This window comes from Kitasatospora sp. NPDC058063 (assembly GCF_042885395.1).
GTDB lineage: Bacteria > Actinomycetota > Actinomycetes > Streptomycetales > Streptomycetaceae > Kitasatospora > Kitasatospora lactacystinica.
In genome coordinates, this window is record NZ_JBHVSD010000039.1 from 45,230 (window position 1) to 63,605 (window position 18,376).

Sequence of the window (18,376 nt, forward strand, 5' to 3'; positions counted from 1 at the left end):
GCAACCCTCATGACACTGCGCCACCCCGCACCTTCCGTGCCCGGCCCCGATGCCGAAGGGCGCCCCGCCGAGCTGCCCGCCGCCCCGGAGCTCCCGTTGGACCGGACGCCTCCGGCCCGGCGCGACCACCGGGCCGGCTCGGTCCCCCTCGTCGTCCCCGCCGGGGCGAGCGCCGCCCTGCGGCAGCTGGGTGAAGCCTGCGGAGGAGGGCTCCCGGCGGCGGCCTTCGCCCTCCACCTGGCCCTGCTGCACCGGTACGGCGGACAGGCCGAGCTCGCGGTCGGGGTGACCAACGGCGCCGGGGTGACCACGCCGGTCCGCGTCGAGGCCGGCGGGAGCTTCCGGGACCTGGTCCGGCGGGCGGGCGCCGCGCTGGCGGCGGCCGAAGAGGTCCGCACCGGCGCGGCCGTCCACCTCTGGCCGGGTTTCTCCTTCCGGCCGGAACCGCGTCCCGTGCCCGAGACCACCTCCTGCGACCTGGATCTCCAACTCTGCCACGTCGACGGCGAACTGACCGGTCAGCTGGTGTTCGCCACCGACGTCCTCGACCCGGCCACAGCCCGCCGCGCGGTGGACCACCTGCTGCGCCTGCTCGAAGGCGCGACGGCCGATCCGGACCGGTCGGTGGCCGAGCTGCCCCTGCTCACCGCCGGGGAGGAGCGCGTCATCGAGGCGCTGAACGGCGTCCCGGGCGAGCCGGCGGACCGGTGCTTCCACCGGCTCTTCGAGGAGCAGGCCGCCCGCACCCCCGAAGCGATCGCCGTCCGTTCCGAGGGCGCCGCCCTCAGCTACCGCGAACTGAACTCCCGGGCCAACCAGTTGGCCCACCTGCTGCGCGAGAGCGGCGTCGGCCCCGAGGTGACGGTGGGCCTGTGCGCCGATCGCGACGTACGGCTGATGGTGGCCGTGCTCGGCATCCTCAAGGCCGGTGGCGCGTACGTACCGGTGGACCCGAACGACCCGGCCGAGCGGCGGAACGGCATCCTCGCCGACGCGGCCGTGCGGATCGTGGTGGCGACCGCCCCGCTCGACACCGGACACCGGGTGGTCGAGCTCGACGCCGGGCTGACCGTGCTGGCCGGCCGGCCGGACGAGGACCCGCCGGCCGGGCACTCGGCCCCGGGGGACGCCGCGTACCTGCTCTACACCTCCGGCTCCACCGGCAAGCCCAAGGGCGTGGTGATCGAGCACCGCCAGCTCGTCGGCTACACCCGCGCCGTCGTCCGGCGGCTCGGCATCGACGGGCCGCTCAGCTACGCGATGGTGCAGCCGCTGACGGTGGACTCCAGCGTCACGGCCTTCGCCCCGCCGCTGTGCACGGGCGGCGAGGTCCAGCTGATCTCCCGTGACGTCGCGCTGGACGCGGAGAGGCTGGCCGACTGGGTGCAGACCCGGGGGGTCGACTGCCTGAAGATCGCGCCCTCCCACCTCCGGGCCCTCCAGACCTCGCCGCGCTTCGCCGAGCTCCTGCCGCGCCGCCTGCTGGTCATCGGCGGCGAGGCCTCCGACTGGCGCTGGCTGCGCGCCCTCCAGCGCCTCGTCCCGCACTGCCGGGTCTTCAACCACTACGGTCCGACCGAGACCACCGTCGGTGTGCTGACCCTCGCCGTGGCCGACCACCCGGAGGCGGAGTGGGAGACCGCGCCGATCGGCGTTCCGCTCCCGGGCACCCGGGCCCACGTGGTGGACGCGGCGGGCCGGCCCACGCCCGTCGGCGTCGTCGGAGAGCTGCTGATCGGCGGCGGCAACCTCGCCCGCGGCTACCACCGCCGGGAGGACCTCACCGCGGCGGCCTTCGTCCCGGACACCCTCGGCGACGGGCCGGGCTCCCGCCTCTACCGCACCGGCGACATCGTCCGCCGCCTGGCCGACGGGACGATCGCCTTCCTCGGCCGGCGCGACGACCAGATCAAGATCCGCGGCTTCCGGGTCGCCCTGGGCGAGATCGAGGCCGCGCTGAAGAGCCACCCCGAGGTGCGCCACGCCGTCGCCGTCGTCCGCGAGGACGTCCCCGGCGACCGGCGGGTGGTCGCCTACATCGAGCCGCACGGCCCCGGGTTCAGCACCGCCGGACTGGAGCGCCACCTGCGGGACCGGCTCTCCCCGCACATGGTGCCGCAGGCGATGGTGACGCTGGACCGGCTGCCGCTCTCCGGGCACGGCAAGGTCGACCGCGGCAGGCTGCCCCGGCCCGCCGAGCCTGCCACCGCGCCGCTGCCACCGCGGAACGAACTGGAGCGACTGGTGGCGCAGGTGTGGCAGGAGGTCCTCCGCACCGAAGCGGTCGGCACCGACCAGAACTTCTTCGACATCGGCGGGCACTCCCTGCTCATGGTCGGGCTGCACCACCGGCTCCGGGCGGCGACCGGCCGGGAGGTCGACCTGCTCGACCTGTTCCAGCACACCACCGTCCGGGCCCAGGCCGAGCTGCTCTCGCAGCAGAGGCAGGGGGTGGCACCGGCCGCCACCCGCGGCAGGAGCACTCAGCAGAACGCCCTGCTGAAGCGCCGCCAGCAGCAGCTGCAAGCGAAGCGAGGTCACCATGAGTGAGCACTCCCCCGAGCCCGACCCCACCGTGGACGCCGAGCCGGACTCCGAACAGGCCGACGGCTTCTCCGAGTTCGACGACAGTCTGGACATCGCCGTCGTCGGCATGGCCGGCCGCTTCCCCGGCGCCCGGACGGTCGAGGAGTACTGGAGCAACCTCAAGGCGGGCGTCTGCTCCGTCACCCGCTTCGAGGACGAGGAGCTCGCCGCCCGGGGCGTGGACGCCGCCACCCTGGCCGACCCGAACTTCGTCGGCGCGGGCTACCCGCTGGCGGACAGCGAGAAGTTCGACGCCGCCTTCTTCGGCTACTCCCCGCGCGAGGCCGAACTCATGGACCCGCAGCACCGGGTCCTGCTCGAATGCGCCTGGGCCGCCCTGGAGAGCTCCGGATACGACGCCGGTCGGCAGGACGGCCTGGTCGGCGTCTACGCGGGCGCGGGCAACAACACCTACCTGCTCTTCAACATCGCCTCCCAGCCCGGCGCCGCGCAGATCCTCGGCGACAAGCAGACGGTGATCGGCAACCGGCCGGACTTCCTCGCCAGCCGGGTCTCCTACAAGCTCGGTCTGGAGGGCCCCGCCCTCAACATCCAGTCCGCCTGCTCCACGTCACTGGTCGCCGTGGTCGAGGCGTGCCAGGCGCTGCTGGCCTACCAGTGCGACACCGCACTGGCCGGCGGCGTCGCCGTCGACGGGACCAGGAGCAAGGGCTACGTCTACCGCCCGGACGGCATCTTCTCGCCGGACGGCTACTGCCGCACCTTCGACGCCCGCGCCCGGGGGACGGTGGGCGGCGACGGCGTCGGGATGGTGGTGCTCAAGCGCCTCAAGGACGCGATCACCGACAACGACCACATCCACGCGGTCATCAAGGGCTCCGCGCTGAACAACGACGGCTCCCGCCGGGCCGGCTTCAGCGCGCCCGGCGCCGCCACCCAGTCCGCCGTCGTCTCCACCGCGCTGGCGAACGCGGACGTGCCGGCCGAGAGCATCGGCTACATCGAGCTGCACGGGACGGCCACCGTCCTGGGCGACCCGATCGAGTTCTCCGCACTCGCCTCGGCCTACTCCGGGGTCGGGGAGCGCAGTTGCGCCCTCGGCTCCGCCAAGACCAACATCGGCCACCTCGACTCGGCCGCCGGGGTCGCCGGCCTGATCAAGACCGTGCTGGCGGTGGAGCACGGGCAGCTGCCGCCCACCCTGCACTTCGAGCGGCCCAACCCGCGGATCGACCTGGCCGGCAGCCCGTTCTACGTCAACACCGAGCTGCTGCCCTGGCCCGAGGGCGACGGCCCGCGCCGCGCCGGGGTCAGCTCCTTCGGCCTCGGCGGCACCAACGCCCACGTCATCCTCGAACAGGCCCCGGAGCTGCCGCGCGAATCCCGGCCGGCCGACGGCACCGAGCAGTTGCTGGTACTCTCCGCGAAGAGCCCGGAGGCCCTGGAGGCGGCCACCGACCAGCTGCACGACCACCTCCGGGCGCACCCCGAACTCCCGCTGGCCGATGTCGCGTTCACCCTCCAGCAGGGCCGCCGGGCGTTCCCGTACCGACGGATGCTGGTGGCCGGCGGCACCGAGGAGGCACTGGCGGCGCTGGACGCCCGCGACGACGGTCGGCTGCTCACCGCGACCGCGCCCGAGGCCCCGCACCGGCCGGTGGCCTTCATGTTCACCGGCTTCGGCTCCCAGTTCCCCGGCATGGCGCGCGAACTCTACGCCCAGGAGCCGGAGTTCAGGGCAGCGATGGACGAGTGCGCCGGACTGCTCGAGCCGCTGCTCGGCACGGACATCCGCGAACTCGTCTTCACCGTCGACGAGTCCGCGGACGCCGCCCCCGGGCAGCCCTTCGACTTCAGCAGGCTGCTGCTCCAGCCGGAGCGCAGCGAGCACCCGCTGGACCAGCCGCGCCTCGGCTACCCCGCGGTGTTCGCCCTCGAGTACGCCCTGGTCAGGCTCTGGGCCGCCCGGGGGGTCGAGCCCGAGGTGATGATCGGTCACAGCCTGGGCGAGTACGTCGCGGCCTGCGTGGCCGGGGTCTTCTCGCTGCCCGACGCCCTGCGCCTGGTCGCGGAACGCGCCCGGCTGATCGAGGAGCAGGGCGAGGGCGCGATGCTCGCCGTGCCGCTCTCCGAGGAGGCCGTCGCACGGTACACCGACGCGGAGGTCTGCCTCGCCGCGATCAACGGTCCGCAGACCTGCGTGCTCTCCGGCACCGTCGAGGGCATCGAGCGGGTGGCCGGCGAACTGCTGGCCGCCGGCATCGCCACCCGCCGGCTGACCACCCGCTTCGCCTTCCACTCCCCGATGATGGACCCGGTCGTCGAGCGCTACGCCGAACTGGTCCGCTCGGTCCGGCTGAACGCCCCGGCCGTGCCGTTCGTCTCCAACCTGACCGGCACCTGGATCACCGACGACGAGGCCACCAGCCCCGAGTACTGGGCCCGGCACGTACGGGAGAGCGTGCGGTTCGCGGACGGCCTGGCCACCCTGTGGTCCGTCCCGGACATCGCGATCGTCGAGATCGGCCCCGCGCCGGCCCTGACCCCCGGGGCCATCCAGCACCCCGCCGCCGCCGGCACCGACCGGGTCGTCCTCCCGTCCCTCCCCGGCGCCTTCCTCGGGCAGAGCGACCGCACCGCACTCCTGCGGGCCGCCGGACGCCTCTGGCTCGCCGGCCGGGAGCGCCCCTTCCCGGCCACGGCCGGCGCCCGGCGGGTCCCGCTCCCCACCTACCCCTTCGAGCGGCTCACCTACTGGCTCGAACCCGGCACCGCCCAGCCCGGCAGCGGCTCGGCCCAGCAGCGGCGCGGCGACCTGCCCCAGTGGTTCTACACGCCGTCCTGGCAGCGGCTGGCCGGCGCACCGCGGCCCGCCGAGGTCGGCCCGGCCGACGAGCGCTGGCTCGTCTTCGCGGACGAGACCGGTGTCGGCCGCCACCTCGCCGACCGCCTCGAAGGTCTCGGCGCCACCGTGCGCACGGTCTCACGGGGAGCCGAGTGGCACCGCAGGAGCGAGCGCGAGTACGTCCTCGACCCCGCCCGGCCGGAGCACTTCGACCGGCTCGCCGAGGCGCTGCGCGCCGAGGGGCCGCTGCCCGGTCGGGTGGTGCACTGCTGGAGCGTCGGCGACGACGCCGACCGGGCCACCGCACCCGAGGACGTCGGGGCCCTGCTGCACCGCTCCTTCGACAGCCTGGTCCACTGGGCCCAGGCCACCGAGGCCGAGCTGATGACGCAGCGGCAGCGCTGGGACGTGCTGTCCTCCGAGGTGCACGCCGTCCTCGGGGACGAGCCGCTCTGCCCGCCGAAGGCGACCGTCCAGGGCCTGTGCCGGGTGCTGCCGCAGGAGTACCCCTCGCTCAGCTGCGTCCACTTCGACGTCCGCCCCGAAGGCCCGCAGGCCGTACCCGGGCTGGTCGACCAGCTACTGGCCGACCTCGCCGCCCCGCCCGGCGAGCGCACCATCGCGCTGCGCGGACGGCACCGCTGGGCGCCGACGTACGTGACCGGCGCGCCGCGCCCCCGGGGCGGGTCCCCGGTCCGCCCCGGCGGGGTGTACCTGGTCACCGGCGGCCTCGGGAAGATCGGCCTGCTGATGGCCCGTGCCCTCGCCGACCGGGCCGAGGTGCGCCTGGTGCTTCTCGGACGGACGGGCCTGCCGCCCCGGGAGAACTGGGCCGATCCGCAGCACCCGGAAGCGGTCCGGTCCGCGATCCGTGCCGTCCAGGAGATCGAGGCGCTCGGCTCCGAGGTGCTGGTGACCGCCACGGACGTCTCCGACCGCACGGCCATGCTCGCCCTGAAGGAGCGCGTCCTGCGGGAGTTCGGCCCGGTCGACGGCGTGCTGCACTGTGCCGGCACGACCGGCACGGCGGCCCACCGGGAGGTCGCGGTCCTGGGCGCGGAGGAGGCCTTCTGGCACTTCGGCCCCAAGCTCTACGGCACGCAGGTGCTGCACGAGGTGCTGGCCGACCAGCAGGTGGACTTCGCCGTCATCTGCTCCTCGATCGCCTCGCTGCTCGGCGGACTCGGCTTCGGTGCGTACGCCGCCGCGAACGCCGCGCTCGACGCCTTCGCCCAGCGGCACCACAGCGCGGCCCTGCCCTGGACCAGCGTCAACTGGGAGGCCTGGCACTTCTCCCAGGAGGACCGGGCGAATTCCGAACTCGGCGCGGCAGTACGTGAGTTGGCACTCACCCCGACCGAGGGCCGGCAGGTGTTCGACGCCCTGCTCGACGCGGTGCCCCAGGCGCAGATCATCACTTCCACCGGTGATCTGACGTTGCGTCACGAACTGTGGGCCGACCCGGTGGCCGAGGCGCCGGCCCCGGCCGCGCGGCACGAGCGCCCCAACCTGCGCAACCCGTTCGTCGCTCCGAACGGCGAGACCGAACACCGGGTGGCGGAGATCTGGCAGGAGCTGCTCGGCCTGGAGAGTGTCGGCGTGCAGGACAACTTCTTCGAACTGGGCGGCAGTTCACTGCTCGGCCTGCAGGTCGTCCACCGGCTGCGTCAGGAGCTGGCGGTGGCCGTACCGCTGACCATCGTCTACGAGGGCCCCACCGTGCGCACCCTCGGCGCGCTCGTCGACGGCCTCCGGGCGGCGCGGTGACGGCGGCGCGCGGTGGTGTCGCGATCATCGGGATGGCGGGACGCTTCCCCGGCGCGGGGGACCTGACCGAGTACTGGTCGAACCTGCGCGACGGCGTCGAGTCGATCGTCGCCCTGACCGACGAGGAGCTGACGGCGGCCGGGGTGCCGGCCGAAGTCTTCGGACAGCCGAACTACGTCAAGGCCGCGCCCGCTTTCGCCGGCAGCGACCTGTTCGACGCGGAGTTCTTCGGGTACACCGCCCGCGAGGCCGAGGTGATGGACCCGCAGCACCGGCTCTTCCTGGAGACGGCCTGGGCGGCACTGGAGCACGCCGGCTACGACGCCGCCCGGTACGAGGGCAGAACCGGTGTCTTCGGCGGCGCGGGGGCCAACCGCTACGTCCAGCACGTCTACTCGCACCAGCAGATCGTGGACACCCTGGGCCAGACCCAGATCCTGGTGGCCAACGAACTCGCCTTCCTGGCCTCCCGGGTGTCGTACAAGCTGGACCTGAAGGGCCCCGCGGTCTCGCTGCGCGCCGCCTGCTCGACCGCGCTGGTCGCCGCCCACACCGCCTGCCGGAGCCTGCTCGCCGGGGAGTGCGACCTCGCCCTGGCGGGTGGCGTCCACGTCGACCCGAACCCGGGCACCGGCTACCTGCACCAGGACGGGTCCTTCGTGTCCCCCGACGGGCACGTCCACCCGTTCGACGCGGACGCCCGGGGCACGGTCTTCGGGACGGGTGTCGGTCTGGTCGCGCTGAAGCGGCTGGAGGACGCGCTGGCCGACGGCGACACCGTCCACGCCGTGATCAGGGGCTCGGCGATCAACAACGACGGCGCGGTGAAGGTCGGTTTCACGGCACCGACCGTCGGCGGTCAGGCCGCGGTCATCTCCGCCGCGCTCGCCGGCGCGGGCCTCGCACCCACGGACATCGACTACATCGAGGCGCACGGCACGGGCACCTCGCTGGGCGACCCGATCGAGGTGCAGGCGCTGTCACGGGCGTTCGGCGACACCGGGTCCTGGGCCCTCGGCTCGGTCAAGGGGAACATCGGCCACCTCGACGCCGCCGCCGGCGTCGCGGGCCTGCTCAAGACCACGCTCGCGCTCAAGCACGAACTCCTCCCCGCCTCGCTGAACTACACCCGCGGCAACCCCGACATCGACTTCGCCACCAGCCCCTTCCGGGTCCAGGCCGAGCCCGGCCCCTGGCCGCGCACCGACGGTCGCGTCCGCCGCGCCGGGATCAGCGCCTTCGGCTTCGGCGGCAGCAACGCCCACCTCATCCTCGAAGAAGCGCCGGCCGTCGAAGCCTCCCCCGCCGGCACACGCCCCACCGAAACACTCGTCCTCTCCGCCCGCACCCCGCAGGCACTCGAAGAAGCCACCGACCGACTGGCCGCCCACCTGCGCCGCGAACAGCCCAACCTCGCCGACGCCGCCCACACCCTGGCCACCGGCCGCCGCACGTTCCCGCACCGCCGCACCGTCACCGGCACCACCCCCGACACCATCGCCACCGCCCTGGAGACCCGCGATCCCGCCCACGTCACCACCAGCCACACCACCCGCGAAACCGCACCACTGGTCTTTCTGTTCAGTGGCCAGGGCTCCCAGCACACCGGCATGGCCCGTGACCTGTACGAGCAGGAAGCCGTCTTCCGCGCCTGCGTCGACGAATGCGCCGAACTCCTCGCACCACACCTCGGCGACGACATCCGCGAGGTGATCTTCACCGAGGACAGCCGACTCGACCGGACCCAGTGGGCCCAACCCGCCCTCTTCGTCGTCGAGTACGCCCTCACCCGGCTCTGGCAGTCCTGGGGCATCGCCCCCACCGCCATGCTCGGCCACAGCCTCGGCGAGTGGGTCGCCGCCTGCGTCGCAGGCGTCTTCACCCTGCCCGACGCCCTGCGCCTCGTCGCCCTGCGCGGCCGCCTCATGCAGGCCCAGCCCCCCGGCGCCATGCTCAACGTGATGGCCGACCGCTCCACCGTCGAAGCCGCCCTGCCCCACGACCTCTCCCTCGCCGCCCACAACGGCCCCCGCGACTGCGTCGTCTCCGGCCCCCACGACGCCATCCAGGCCTTCACCACCCTCGCCGAAGAACACGGCTGGGCCACCCAACCCGTCACCACCTCCCACGCCTTCCACTCCCACCTGATGGAACCGGTGATCACGGAATTCACCACCGCCGTCGCAGGCGTGCCCCGCCAGGCACCGAACACCCCCTTCGTCTCCAACACCACCGGCACCTGGATCACCGACCAGCAGGCCACCGACCCCGCCTACTGGGGCCACCACATCCGCGCCACCGTCGAATACGCCACCGGCATCCGAACCGCCACCACCGAACCGGGCACCACCCTCCTCGAAATCGGCCCCGGCCAAACCCTCACCAGCCTCGCCCGCCGCATCCTCACCAACACCGCCACCCAGGCCACCACCCTCAACTCACTCCCCCACAAGCACGACCCCCGCACCCCCTCCGAAACCGTCCAACGCGCCCTCACCACCCTCTGGCTCACCGGCACCACACCCGACTGGACCACCTACCACTCCCACCAACAACGCCGCCGCATCCCCCTCCCCACCTACCCCTTCCAACACAAGCGCTACTGGCTCGACCGACAGGCCACGACGGCCCGGGCCACCGGTCGTGCCGCGGCGCGCCGCGACGACATCACGCAGTGGTTCTACGCCCCGTCCTGGCAGCGGGCGCCTCTCCCGGCCGGGGAGCAGCCGGACTGCTCCCGGCACTGGCTGGTCTTCGCCGACGGCCTGGGTGTGGGCGAGGCGGTGACCGAGCAGCTGCGGGCCGCCGGTGCCGCCGTCACCGTGGTGGCGGCGGCCGACGCCTGGTCCGACCGGGGAGACGGCCACTACGCCATCGACCCGGCCGACAGCTCCGGCTACGAGCGGCTGATCAGCACCCTGCGGAACGGCCCTGCCGGCGTGCCCACCCACATCGTGCACGGCTGGAGCGTCACCGCGCCGGGCGAGGAGGGCAGCCTCCAGCACGGTTTCGAGAGTCTGATCCGCCTCACTCAGGCCCTCGTCCAGCACCCGGACGGCGGGCCGCGCCGGATCTGGGTGCTCAGCAACGGCCTGCACAACGTCACCGGCGCCGAGCCGCTCTCGCCGCTGAAGGCCACCCTGCTGGGCCCGTGTCGCGTGCTGCCCCGCGAGCTGCCGGGCACCACCTGCCGCAGCGTCGACCTCGACTGCCAGGAAGCTCCCTCCCATGTCCAACTGGGGAAGCTGATGGCCGAGTTGGCGGCAGCACCGGAGCCCGGTACGGAGACGGTGGCGCACCGAGGAGGGCACCGCTGGTCCCAGCACTACCTGCCGCAGCCGCTGCCCCGACGCGACGAGTCGCCGGTGGTGCGCAAGGACGGTGTCTACCTGGTCACCGGCGGCACCGGCGGCCTGGGCCTGGCCCTGGCCGGGCACCTCGCGGCAGCGGGGGCACGGGTCGCGCTCACCGCGCGTACCCGGCTGCCCGACGCCGCGGAGTGGGACTCCTGGCTCGCCGGCAACCCGGGCAAGGGCCGACTCGCCGATACCGTACGGGAGTTGGTCCGCCTGCGGGACGCAGGTGCGGAGCTCCTGGTGTTCCGGGCCGACGTGAGCGACCAGGCGGCGATGAGCGAGGCCGTCCGGCGGACCACCCAGCGGTGGGGGGCCATCCACGGCGCCTTCCACACGGCGGGCGTCGCCGGTGGCGGCCTGATCCAGCTCAAGGACCTCCAGGCGGCCGCCGAGGTCCTGCGCCCGAAGGTGCACGGCACCCTGGTGCTGGAGGAGGTGCTGGCGGACCAGGAGCTGGACTTCCTGGTCCTGTTCGGCTCGAACGGTGCGAACATCGGCAGTGTCGGCCAGGTCGACTACTGCGCCGCCAACTGCTTCCTCGACGCCTTCGCCCAGGACCGGGGGCGCACCCGGCGGGTGATCTCGATCGACTGGGGTCCGTGGCGGGATATCGGCATGGCGGTCGGTACCGCCGCGCCGTCCGGCACCGAGCAGGCGGACGAGCGCGCCATGTCGCCCGCCGAGGGGCTGTGGGCCCTCGACACGATCCTGGCCCGGGTCTCGGAGTCGCAGGTCATCGTGTCGCCCGCCGAGCTCTCGGCGCTGTTCGAGAACGCCTTCTCGCTGGAGCAGGACGCCACCGCGGCACCCCGTGGCGCCGCGCACGAACGCCCGGACATCCTCACCGAGTTCGTGGCACCGCGCAGCGACACCGAGCGCACGATCTGCGAGCTGTGGCAGGAGCTGCTGGGCATCGAGAAGGTCGGCATCCAGGACAGTTTCTTCGATCTGGGCGGCAACTCCCTGATCGCGATCCAGCTGGTGAGCACCATCAACACCCGGCTGGGCACGAAGCTCGCCCTCGGTGACCTGTACGAGGGGTTGACGGCGGCCCACCTGGCCGGCCTGGTCGAGAAGCCCGAGCAGCAGCCAACGGGCGGCAGCCTCAAGGCACTTGAGGAACGCAGAGAGAAGATGCAGCAGCGCCGGCGTCAGCATCAGCAACGGCGTCGGACGGCAAGGGGCGAATGATGACCAATGAGTTCACGGATCTCCCGGAACGGGACGGCGTCGCGATCATCGGGATGGCGGGGCGCTTCCCCGGCGCGGGGGACCTGACCGAGTTCTGGTCGAACCTGCGCGACGGCGTCGAGTCGATCGTCGCCCTGACCGACGAGGAGCTGGCGGCGGCCGGGGTGCCGCCCGAGGTCTTCGGCCGGCCCGACTACGTCAAGGCCGCACCCAGGTTCGAGGGCATCGGCCTGTTCGACGCGGAGTTCTTCGGGTACACCGCCCGCGAGGCGAAGATCATGGACCCGCAGCACCGGCTCTTCCTGGAGACGGCCTGGGAGGCACTGGAGCACTCCGGCTACGACGCCGCCCAGTACGACGGCAGAACCGGCGTCTTCGGCGGCGCCAGCACCACCGCCTACCTCGGGAACATCCTCGGCAACCTGGAGCAGGGCGAGGCGATCAAGGGCGAGAACGTCGGCCTGGGCTTCGAACTCGCCTTCCTGACCAGCCGGGTGTCGTACAAGCTCGACCTGCGGGGGCCGAGCTTCCCGGTCCAGACCGCCTGCTCCAGCTCGCTGGTGGCGCTGCACTCCGCCTGCCAGAGCCTGCTCAACTACGAGTGCGACATGGCCCTTTCGGGTGCGGTCTCCTACAAGGTGCAGGAGAACACCGGCTACCCGTACCAGGAGGGGGCCTTCCTCTCCCCGGACGGACACATCCGCCCGTTCGACGCGGACGCCCGGGGCACGGTCTTCGGCAACGGTGTCGGCGTGGTGGCCCTGAAGCGGCTGGAGGATGCGCTGGCCGACGGCGACACCGTCCACGCCGTGATCAAGGGATCGGCGATCAACAACGACGGTGGGGTCAAAGCGAGTTTCACCGCCCCTACCGTCGGCGGTCAGGCCGAGGTGATCACGGAGGCGCTGGCCATCGCGGAGGTCGGCCCCGAGGACATCGACTACGTCGAGGCGCATGGCAGTGGCACCGTGATCGGTGACTCGATCGAGGTGCAGGCGCTGTCACGGGCGTTCGGCGACACCGGGTCCTGGGCCCTCGGCTCGGTCAAGGGGAACGTCGGGCACCTCGACGCCGCCGCCGGCATCGCGGGCCTGCTCAAGACCACGCTCGCGCTCGAGCACGAGCTGCTGCCGCCCTCGCTGAACTACACCCGCGGCAACCCCGACATCGACTTCGCCACCAGCCCCTTCCGGGTCCAGGCCGAGCCCGGCTCCTGGCCGCGCACCGACGGTCGCGTCCGCCGCGCCGGGATCAGCGCCTTCGGCTTCGGCGGCAGCAACGCCCACGTCATCCTGGAGGAGGCCCCGCTCGCCGATCCCTCTCCGGCCGGCCCGCGCCCGACCGAGACGCTGGTCCTCTCGGCTCGTACGGCCGAGGCACTCGAAGCGGCCACCGACCGGCTGGCCGCCCACCTGCGCCGCGAACAGCCCAACCTCGCCGACGCCGCCCACACCCTGGCCACCGGCCGCCGCGCCTTCCCGCACCGCCGCACCGTCACCGGCTCTTCCGCCGAAGCCGTCGCGGCCGCTCTGGAGGCACGGGACCCGGCCAACGTCGTCACCGGTCACGTCGCGGGCGGCGCCACACCGCTGGTGTTCGTCTTCAGCGGCCAGGGCTCCCAGCACTCCGGCATGGCCCGTGACCTGTACGAGCAGGAAGCCGTCTTCCGCGCCTGCGTCGACGAGTGCGCCGAGCTGCTCAGGCCGCAGCTCGACCAGGACATCCGCGAGGTGATCTTCACCGAGGACAGTCGACTCGACCGGACCCAATGGGCTCAACCCGCCCTCTTCGTCGTCGAGTACGCGCTCACCCGGCTCTGGCACTCCTGGGGCATCACCCCCACCGCCATGCTCGGCCACAGCCTCGGCGAGTGGACCGCCGCCTGCGTCGCGGGCGTCTTCACCCTCCCCGACGCCCTGCGCCTCGTCGCCCTGCGCGGCCGCCTCATGCAGGCCCAGGCCCCCGGCGCCATGCTCAACGTGATGGCCGACCGCTCCACCGTCGAAGCCGCCCTGCCCCACGACCTCTCCCTCGCCGCCCACAACGGCCCCCGCGACTGCGTCGTCTCCGGCCCCCACGACGCCATCCAGGCCTTCACCACCCTCGCCGAAGAACACGGCTGGGCCACCCAACCCGTCACCACCTCCCACGCCTTCCACTCCCCCCTGATGGAACCGATGGTCGGAGAGTTCGTCGCCGCCGTCGCCGCCGTCGACCGCCGTGCTCCGCAGGTGCCGTTCGTCTCCAACCTCACCGGCACGTGGATCACCGACAGCCAGGCGGTGGACCCGGGTTACTGGGGCAACCACGTCCGCGCCTGCGTCGAGTACTCCGCCGGCGTCCGGACCGCCGCCACCGAGCCGCACGTCACCCTGCTCGAAGTCGGCCCCGGCCAGACGTTCAGCAGCCTCGCCCGGCGCATCCTCACCAGTGCGGGCATCGAGGCCACGGCTCTCGCCTCGCTCCCCCACAAGCGCGACCGCCGTACCGCCACCGAGATCATCCAGCGCACCCTCGGCAACCTCTGGCTCACCGGCGCCCGGCCCAGCTGGGCCGCCTACTTCGCCCAGCAGCAGCGCCGCCGTATCCCCCTCCCCACCTACCCCTTCCAGCGCAAGCGCTACTGGCTGGAGCCCCGGATCCCGCAGGCGGCGGTCCGGCGCACGCCCGGCCCGCACCCGTTGCTGGACCAGGTCCTGCTCCGGTCGATGGGCCAGTCCGTCTTCCTCACCGAGTTCTCGCTGGAACGGCACTGGGTGCTCTCCGAACACAAGCTGCTCGGAGAGGCGATCGTCCCCGGAACCACGTATCTGGAGATGGCCCGCGCCGCCGCCTCCCTGCACTTCGGCCGGCCGGTCACCGAGCTCCGCGACGTGACCTTCCTCGTGCCGCTGCTGGTGCAGGAGGGAACCCCGCGCACCGCGCACACGACCGTCCGCGAACTCGACGACCAGCAGGCCGAGTTCACCGTCGCCAGCCACGACCCGGCGAGCGACCACTGGACGGTGCATGTCCAAGGTACGGTCGGCGTCAGGCCGCACACCGCCCCCGCGCCGCAGCAGGATCCGGCCGCGCTGCGGGCGCTCTGCTCACTGGAGAGCGTGGACATCGCCCGGCGGCAGACCGAGCACAAGGTGATGGAGTTCGGCGACCGCTGGCGCAGCAGCCTCCCGACCGTGCACGTCGGCATCCGGGCCGCCCTCGGCGTGCTCGACCTGCCCGAGCAGTACCGGGCCGAGTGCCAGGACCACCCCCTGCACCCGACCCTGCTCGACCAGGCCACCGGCTTCAGCGGATTCGCCGTCCTGGAGACCGCCGACGACCGTCGACTCGCCCTCGGCGACCGGGACTTCTTCCTCCCGGTCGGCTACGACTCGCTGCTCCTGCACGGCCCGCTGCCCGCTCGCGGCCTGAGCTTCGTCCAACCGCATCCGGGCTATGTGAACAACGCCGAGTTCCGCAAGGTCGACGTGGTGATCTGCGACGAGTCGGGGGCCACCGCCGCCGAGATCCGCGGCTTCACCGTCAAGCGCGTCACCGACGCCAAGCGCACGGTCGCCCGGCTGCGCCCGCACACCCGTCATCACACCCTCCGCTGGGTCCCGGCACCGGCACCCGAGGAGCGCCGGGCGCCGCCCACCCGGGTCCTGGTGATCGGCGAGCAGGGCAGCATCGGCGCCGAGCTGAGTGCCGCACTGCGTGCGCGCGGCGTCGGCGTCGCCGAGGCGGTACTCGCAGACCGGTGGCAGCAGACACTTCCGGACCGGTACGAAGTGCCGCCCACCCAGGAGGGTTTCGGCCGGCTGCTGGACGCACTCGGTGCGGAACTCCCGGCCGAGGTCGTGCACGTCGCGGCCCCTGCCGACGACGGCGTCCAGCAGGATCTGTCGCTCCTGGAGGCCAGGCTCGGCCACGGCGTCCACAGCCTGTTCCACTTGGCCCGCAGCCTCTCCGAGCGCGGCGTGGCCCCGGCCGGGTTCAGTGTGGTCGCCCCCTCGGTGGCACGGGTGACCGGCACCGAGCCGCAGACGGCCCCGGTCCACGCGACGCTCTTCGGCCTGGCGAAAGTGATCGGCCAGGAGTACGAGAACACCGACGTGTTCTGCCTCGACATCGCCGGCGACACCGGCGCCGAGGCGGTCTGTGCCGAACTGCTCGGAGCCCGGACACCCGCCACCGTCGCGCTGCGCGACGGGCACCGGTACGTCGCGGAGCTCGCACCGCTGCACCTGCGGGAGCAGCCGAGGTCCGCGCCGGTCCGCCCGGACGGGGTGTACCTCATCACCGGCGGTCTGGGCGGACTCGGACTCGCGGTCGCCCGCCATCTGAGCCGCTCGGGGCCGGGTGCGCGGCTGGCCCTGGTCAACCGCACCGAACTGCCGCCGCGCGAGCGGTGGGACGAGGTCACCGACGCCAAGCTGCGCGGGCAGATCGAGGCACTGCGTGACCTGGAGCGGAACGGTGCCGAAGTCCGCAGCTACTCCGGTGACGTCACCGACCTGACGGTCATGGCGGGAGTCGTCGCGAAGATCCGCGCCGATCTCGGCGCGATCGGCTGCGTCGTCCACGCGGCCGGTGTCGCCGGGGACGGCTTCCTCTTCCGCAAGGACGCGGAGACCTTCCGTCGTACTCTGAACCCCAAGGTGCTCGGCGCCACCGTGCTGGACCTCGTCACCCAGGACGATCCGCCGGACTGCATGGTCAACTTCGGTTCCACGGTGGCGATCTTCGGCGCGGCCGGGCAGGGCGACTACACAGCTGCCAACAGCTACCTGGACCAGTTCGCCGAGCAGCGCTCCGCGCGCGGCCGGCGGACGGTGACGGTCGACTGGAGCGACTGGCTGGAAACCGGCATGGCCTTCGACCACGGAGTCCGGCAGGACCAGGGCTTCTTCCGGTCGGTGTCGGTCGAGGACGGTCTCAGCAGCTTCGAGGAGATCCTCGCCTCGGCCTGCACCCCGGTGATCGTCGGCGAGGTCAACTACCGCAAGCTGGGCGGGTCCGACGAGCTCACGGAGCTGCTGCGCCGCGCGCCGCTGGTGCTGGCCGCCCCGATCCGGCAGGCCGTCGCCGCGGCCCGCAGCAGTGCCGGCGAATCCGCCGCACCGCCGGACGGCACGCCGTCCGACGGCGAGCCGAAGCTCTTCGGCAAGGAGAGCGGCGAGTTCAGCGACACCGAGCGCGCGCTCGCCCGGATCTGGGCCCGCGAGCTCGATCTCACCGAACTCAACGTGCATGACACCTCGTTCGCGCTCGGGGTGGACTCGCTGGCCGCGCTCCGGATCGCCCAGAGCATCCAGAAGACCATGGACATCCGGGTCTCCATGGTCGACCTGTTCCGCTATGTCACGATCGCGGATCTCGCCGATCACCTGGACACCAGGGACGCCCGGGCCTGACCGGGCACCCCCACTCCCCCTCTTCTATCCCGCAAAGGTGGTATCCCCGTGAGCATCCGAACCGTAGGCGTGATCGGCGCCGGCACGATCGGCCGCGGCGTCGCCCAGTCCTTCGCGGAGTCCGGGTTCGAGGTGATCCTCGTGGACATCTCACCGGCTCAGCTCGACAGCGCGGTGGCCCAGATCGGCCGTGACCTGCTGGTCCAGCCGATGCTGCTCGGCAAGCCGCTGAAGGAGGACGTCAAGACCGTCCTCGCCCGGATCACCACCAGCACCGAGCTCACCTCGCTGGCCGACGCCGACTTCGTGGTCGAGAACGTCACCGAGGACTGGGACATCAAGCGCACGGTGTACGAGCGGATCGACACCGTCTGCCGCCCTGGAGTGATCTTCGGCGTGAACACCTCGGCCGTGCCGATCACCCGGGTGGGCTCGGTCACCGGGCGACCGGCCGAGATCCTCGGGCTGCACTTCATGAACCCCGTCCCGATGATGGACACCGTCGAGGTCGTCAGCGGCCACTTCACCAGCGAGGAGACGCTGAACACCGCGCTCGGGCTGCTGGCGGACATGGGCAAGGAGGGCATCGTCGTCCAGGACGCCCCCGGCTTCGTCACCAACCGGGTCCTCATGGTGACCATCAACGAGGCCATCTTCTGCGTCCAGGACCAGATCGCCTCGGCCGAGGACGTCGACAAGATGTTCCGCGGCTGCTTCGGCCACAAGATGGGGCCCCTGGAGACCGGCGACCTGATCGGCCTCGACACGATCCTGAACTCGATCACGGTCATGTACGAGAGCTACAAGGACAGCAAGTACCGCCCCGCGCCCCTGCTCCAGAAGATGGTCGACGCACGACTCCTGGGCCGCAAGACCGGCCAGGGCTTCTACACCTACTGATCCTCGAACTACCCAAGGAGAAACCTGATATGACGAACGACGACGTGCGCGCCCGGGTCCGCGAGTTCCTCGCCCCGCACCTGGCCGGCCAGCCGCTCGCCGACAACGACGACTTCTTCGCCCTCGGCTACGTCAACTCTCTCTTCGCGATGCAGCTCGCGCTCTTCGTGGAGAAGGAATTCGCCCTGACCCTCGGCCCGGCGGACATGGACTTCGACAATTTCCGCACGGTCGACGGTCTCGTCCGCCTGGTCACGTCGCGGACGGCCACGGCGGCCTAGGCCCTCTCTTTCGGATCACGTCGGACCAGTGGGCGTCGTTGGAGTGCGTGCATCGGCGGTGCGGAGGAGGGAGTCCATGCGGAGCATCGG

General features: G+C 72.4%; 6 protein-coding genes. All 6 read left to right on the top strand.

Translation table 11 applies throughout. The features are described from left to right. Nucleotides 1-9 precede the first annotated feature (9 nt). The 6 genes from ACFVUY_RS39955 to ACFVUY_RS39980 are packed head-to-tail and all read left to right on the top strand — an operon-like array spanning nucleotide 10 to nucleotide 18,286. Nucleotides 10-2,550, top strand: a complete 2,541-nt coding sequence (locus ACFVUY_RS39955) for an amino acid adenylation domain-containing protein (protein ID WP_387736944.1) — start codon at nucleotides 10-12, stop codon at nucleotides 2,548-2,550. Next, nucleotides 2,543-7,159 carry an SDR family NAD(P)-dependent oxidoreductase gene (locus ACFVUY_RS39960; RefSeq protein WP_387736945.1) on the top strand — a complete coding sequence of 1,539 codons (4,617 nt, stop codon included), beginning with the start codon at nucleotides 2,543-2,545 and terminating at the stop codon, nucleotides 7,157-7,159. Before ACFVUY_RS39955 ends, ACFVUY_RS39960 begins: the two co-directional genes overlap by 8 nt. Then, on the top strand, nucleotides 7,156-11,706 hold the full coding sequence (locus ACFVUY_RS39965; protein WP_387736946.1) for an SDR family NAD(P)-dependent oxidoreductase: 4,551 nt from the start codon (nucleotides 7,156-7,158) through the stop codon (nucleotides 11,704-11,706). Before ACFVUY_RS39960 ends, ACFVUY_RS39965 begins: the two co-directional genes overlap by 4 nt. Next, a complete protein-coding gene (locus tag ACFVUY_RS39970) occupies nucleotides 11,703-17,105 on the top strand; it encodes an SDR family NAD(P)-dependent oxidoreductase (RefSeq protein ID WP_387736947.1) in 5,403 nt (1,800 codons plus the stop codon). The genes ACFVUY_RS39965 and ACFVUY_RS39970 overlap by 4 nt, the downstream gene beginning before the upstream one ends. A gap of 48 nt (nucleotides 17,106-17,153) precedes the next feature. Next, the gene (locus ACFVUY_RS39975; RefSeq protein WP_387736948.1) at nucleotides 17,154-18,005 is read left to right on the top strand and encodes a 3-hydroxyacyl-CoA dehydrogenase family protein; all 852 of its coding nucleotides are present in this window, start codon (nucleotides 17,154-17,156) and stop codon (nucleotides 18,003-18,005) included. A gap of 29 nt (nucleotides 18,006-18,034) precedes the next feature. Further along, a complete protein-coding gene (locus tag ACFVUY_RS39980) occupies nucleotides 18,035-18,286 on the top strand; it encodes an acyl carrier protein (RefSeq protein ID WP_387694289.1) in 252 nt (83 codons plus the stop codon). Nucleotides 18,287-18,376 lie beyond the last annotated feature (90 nt).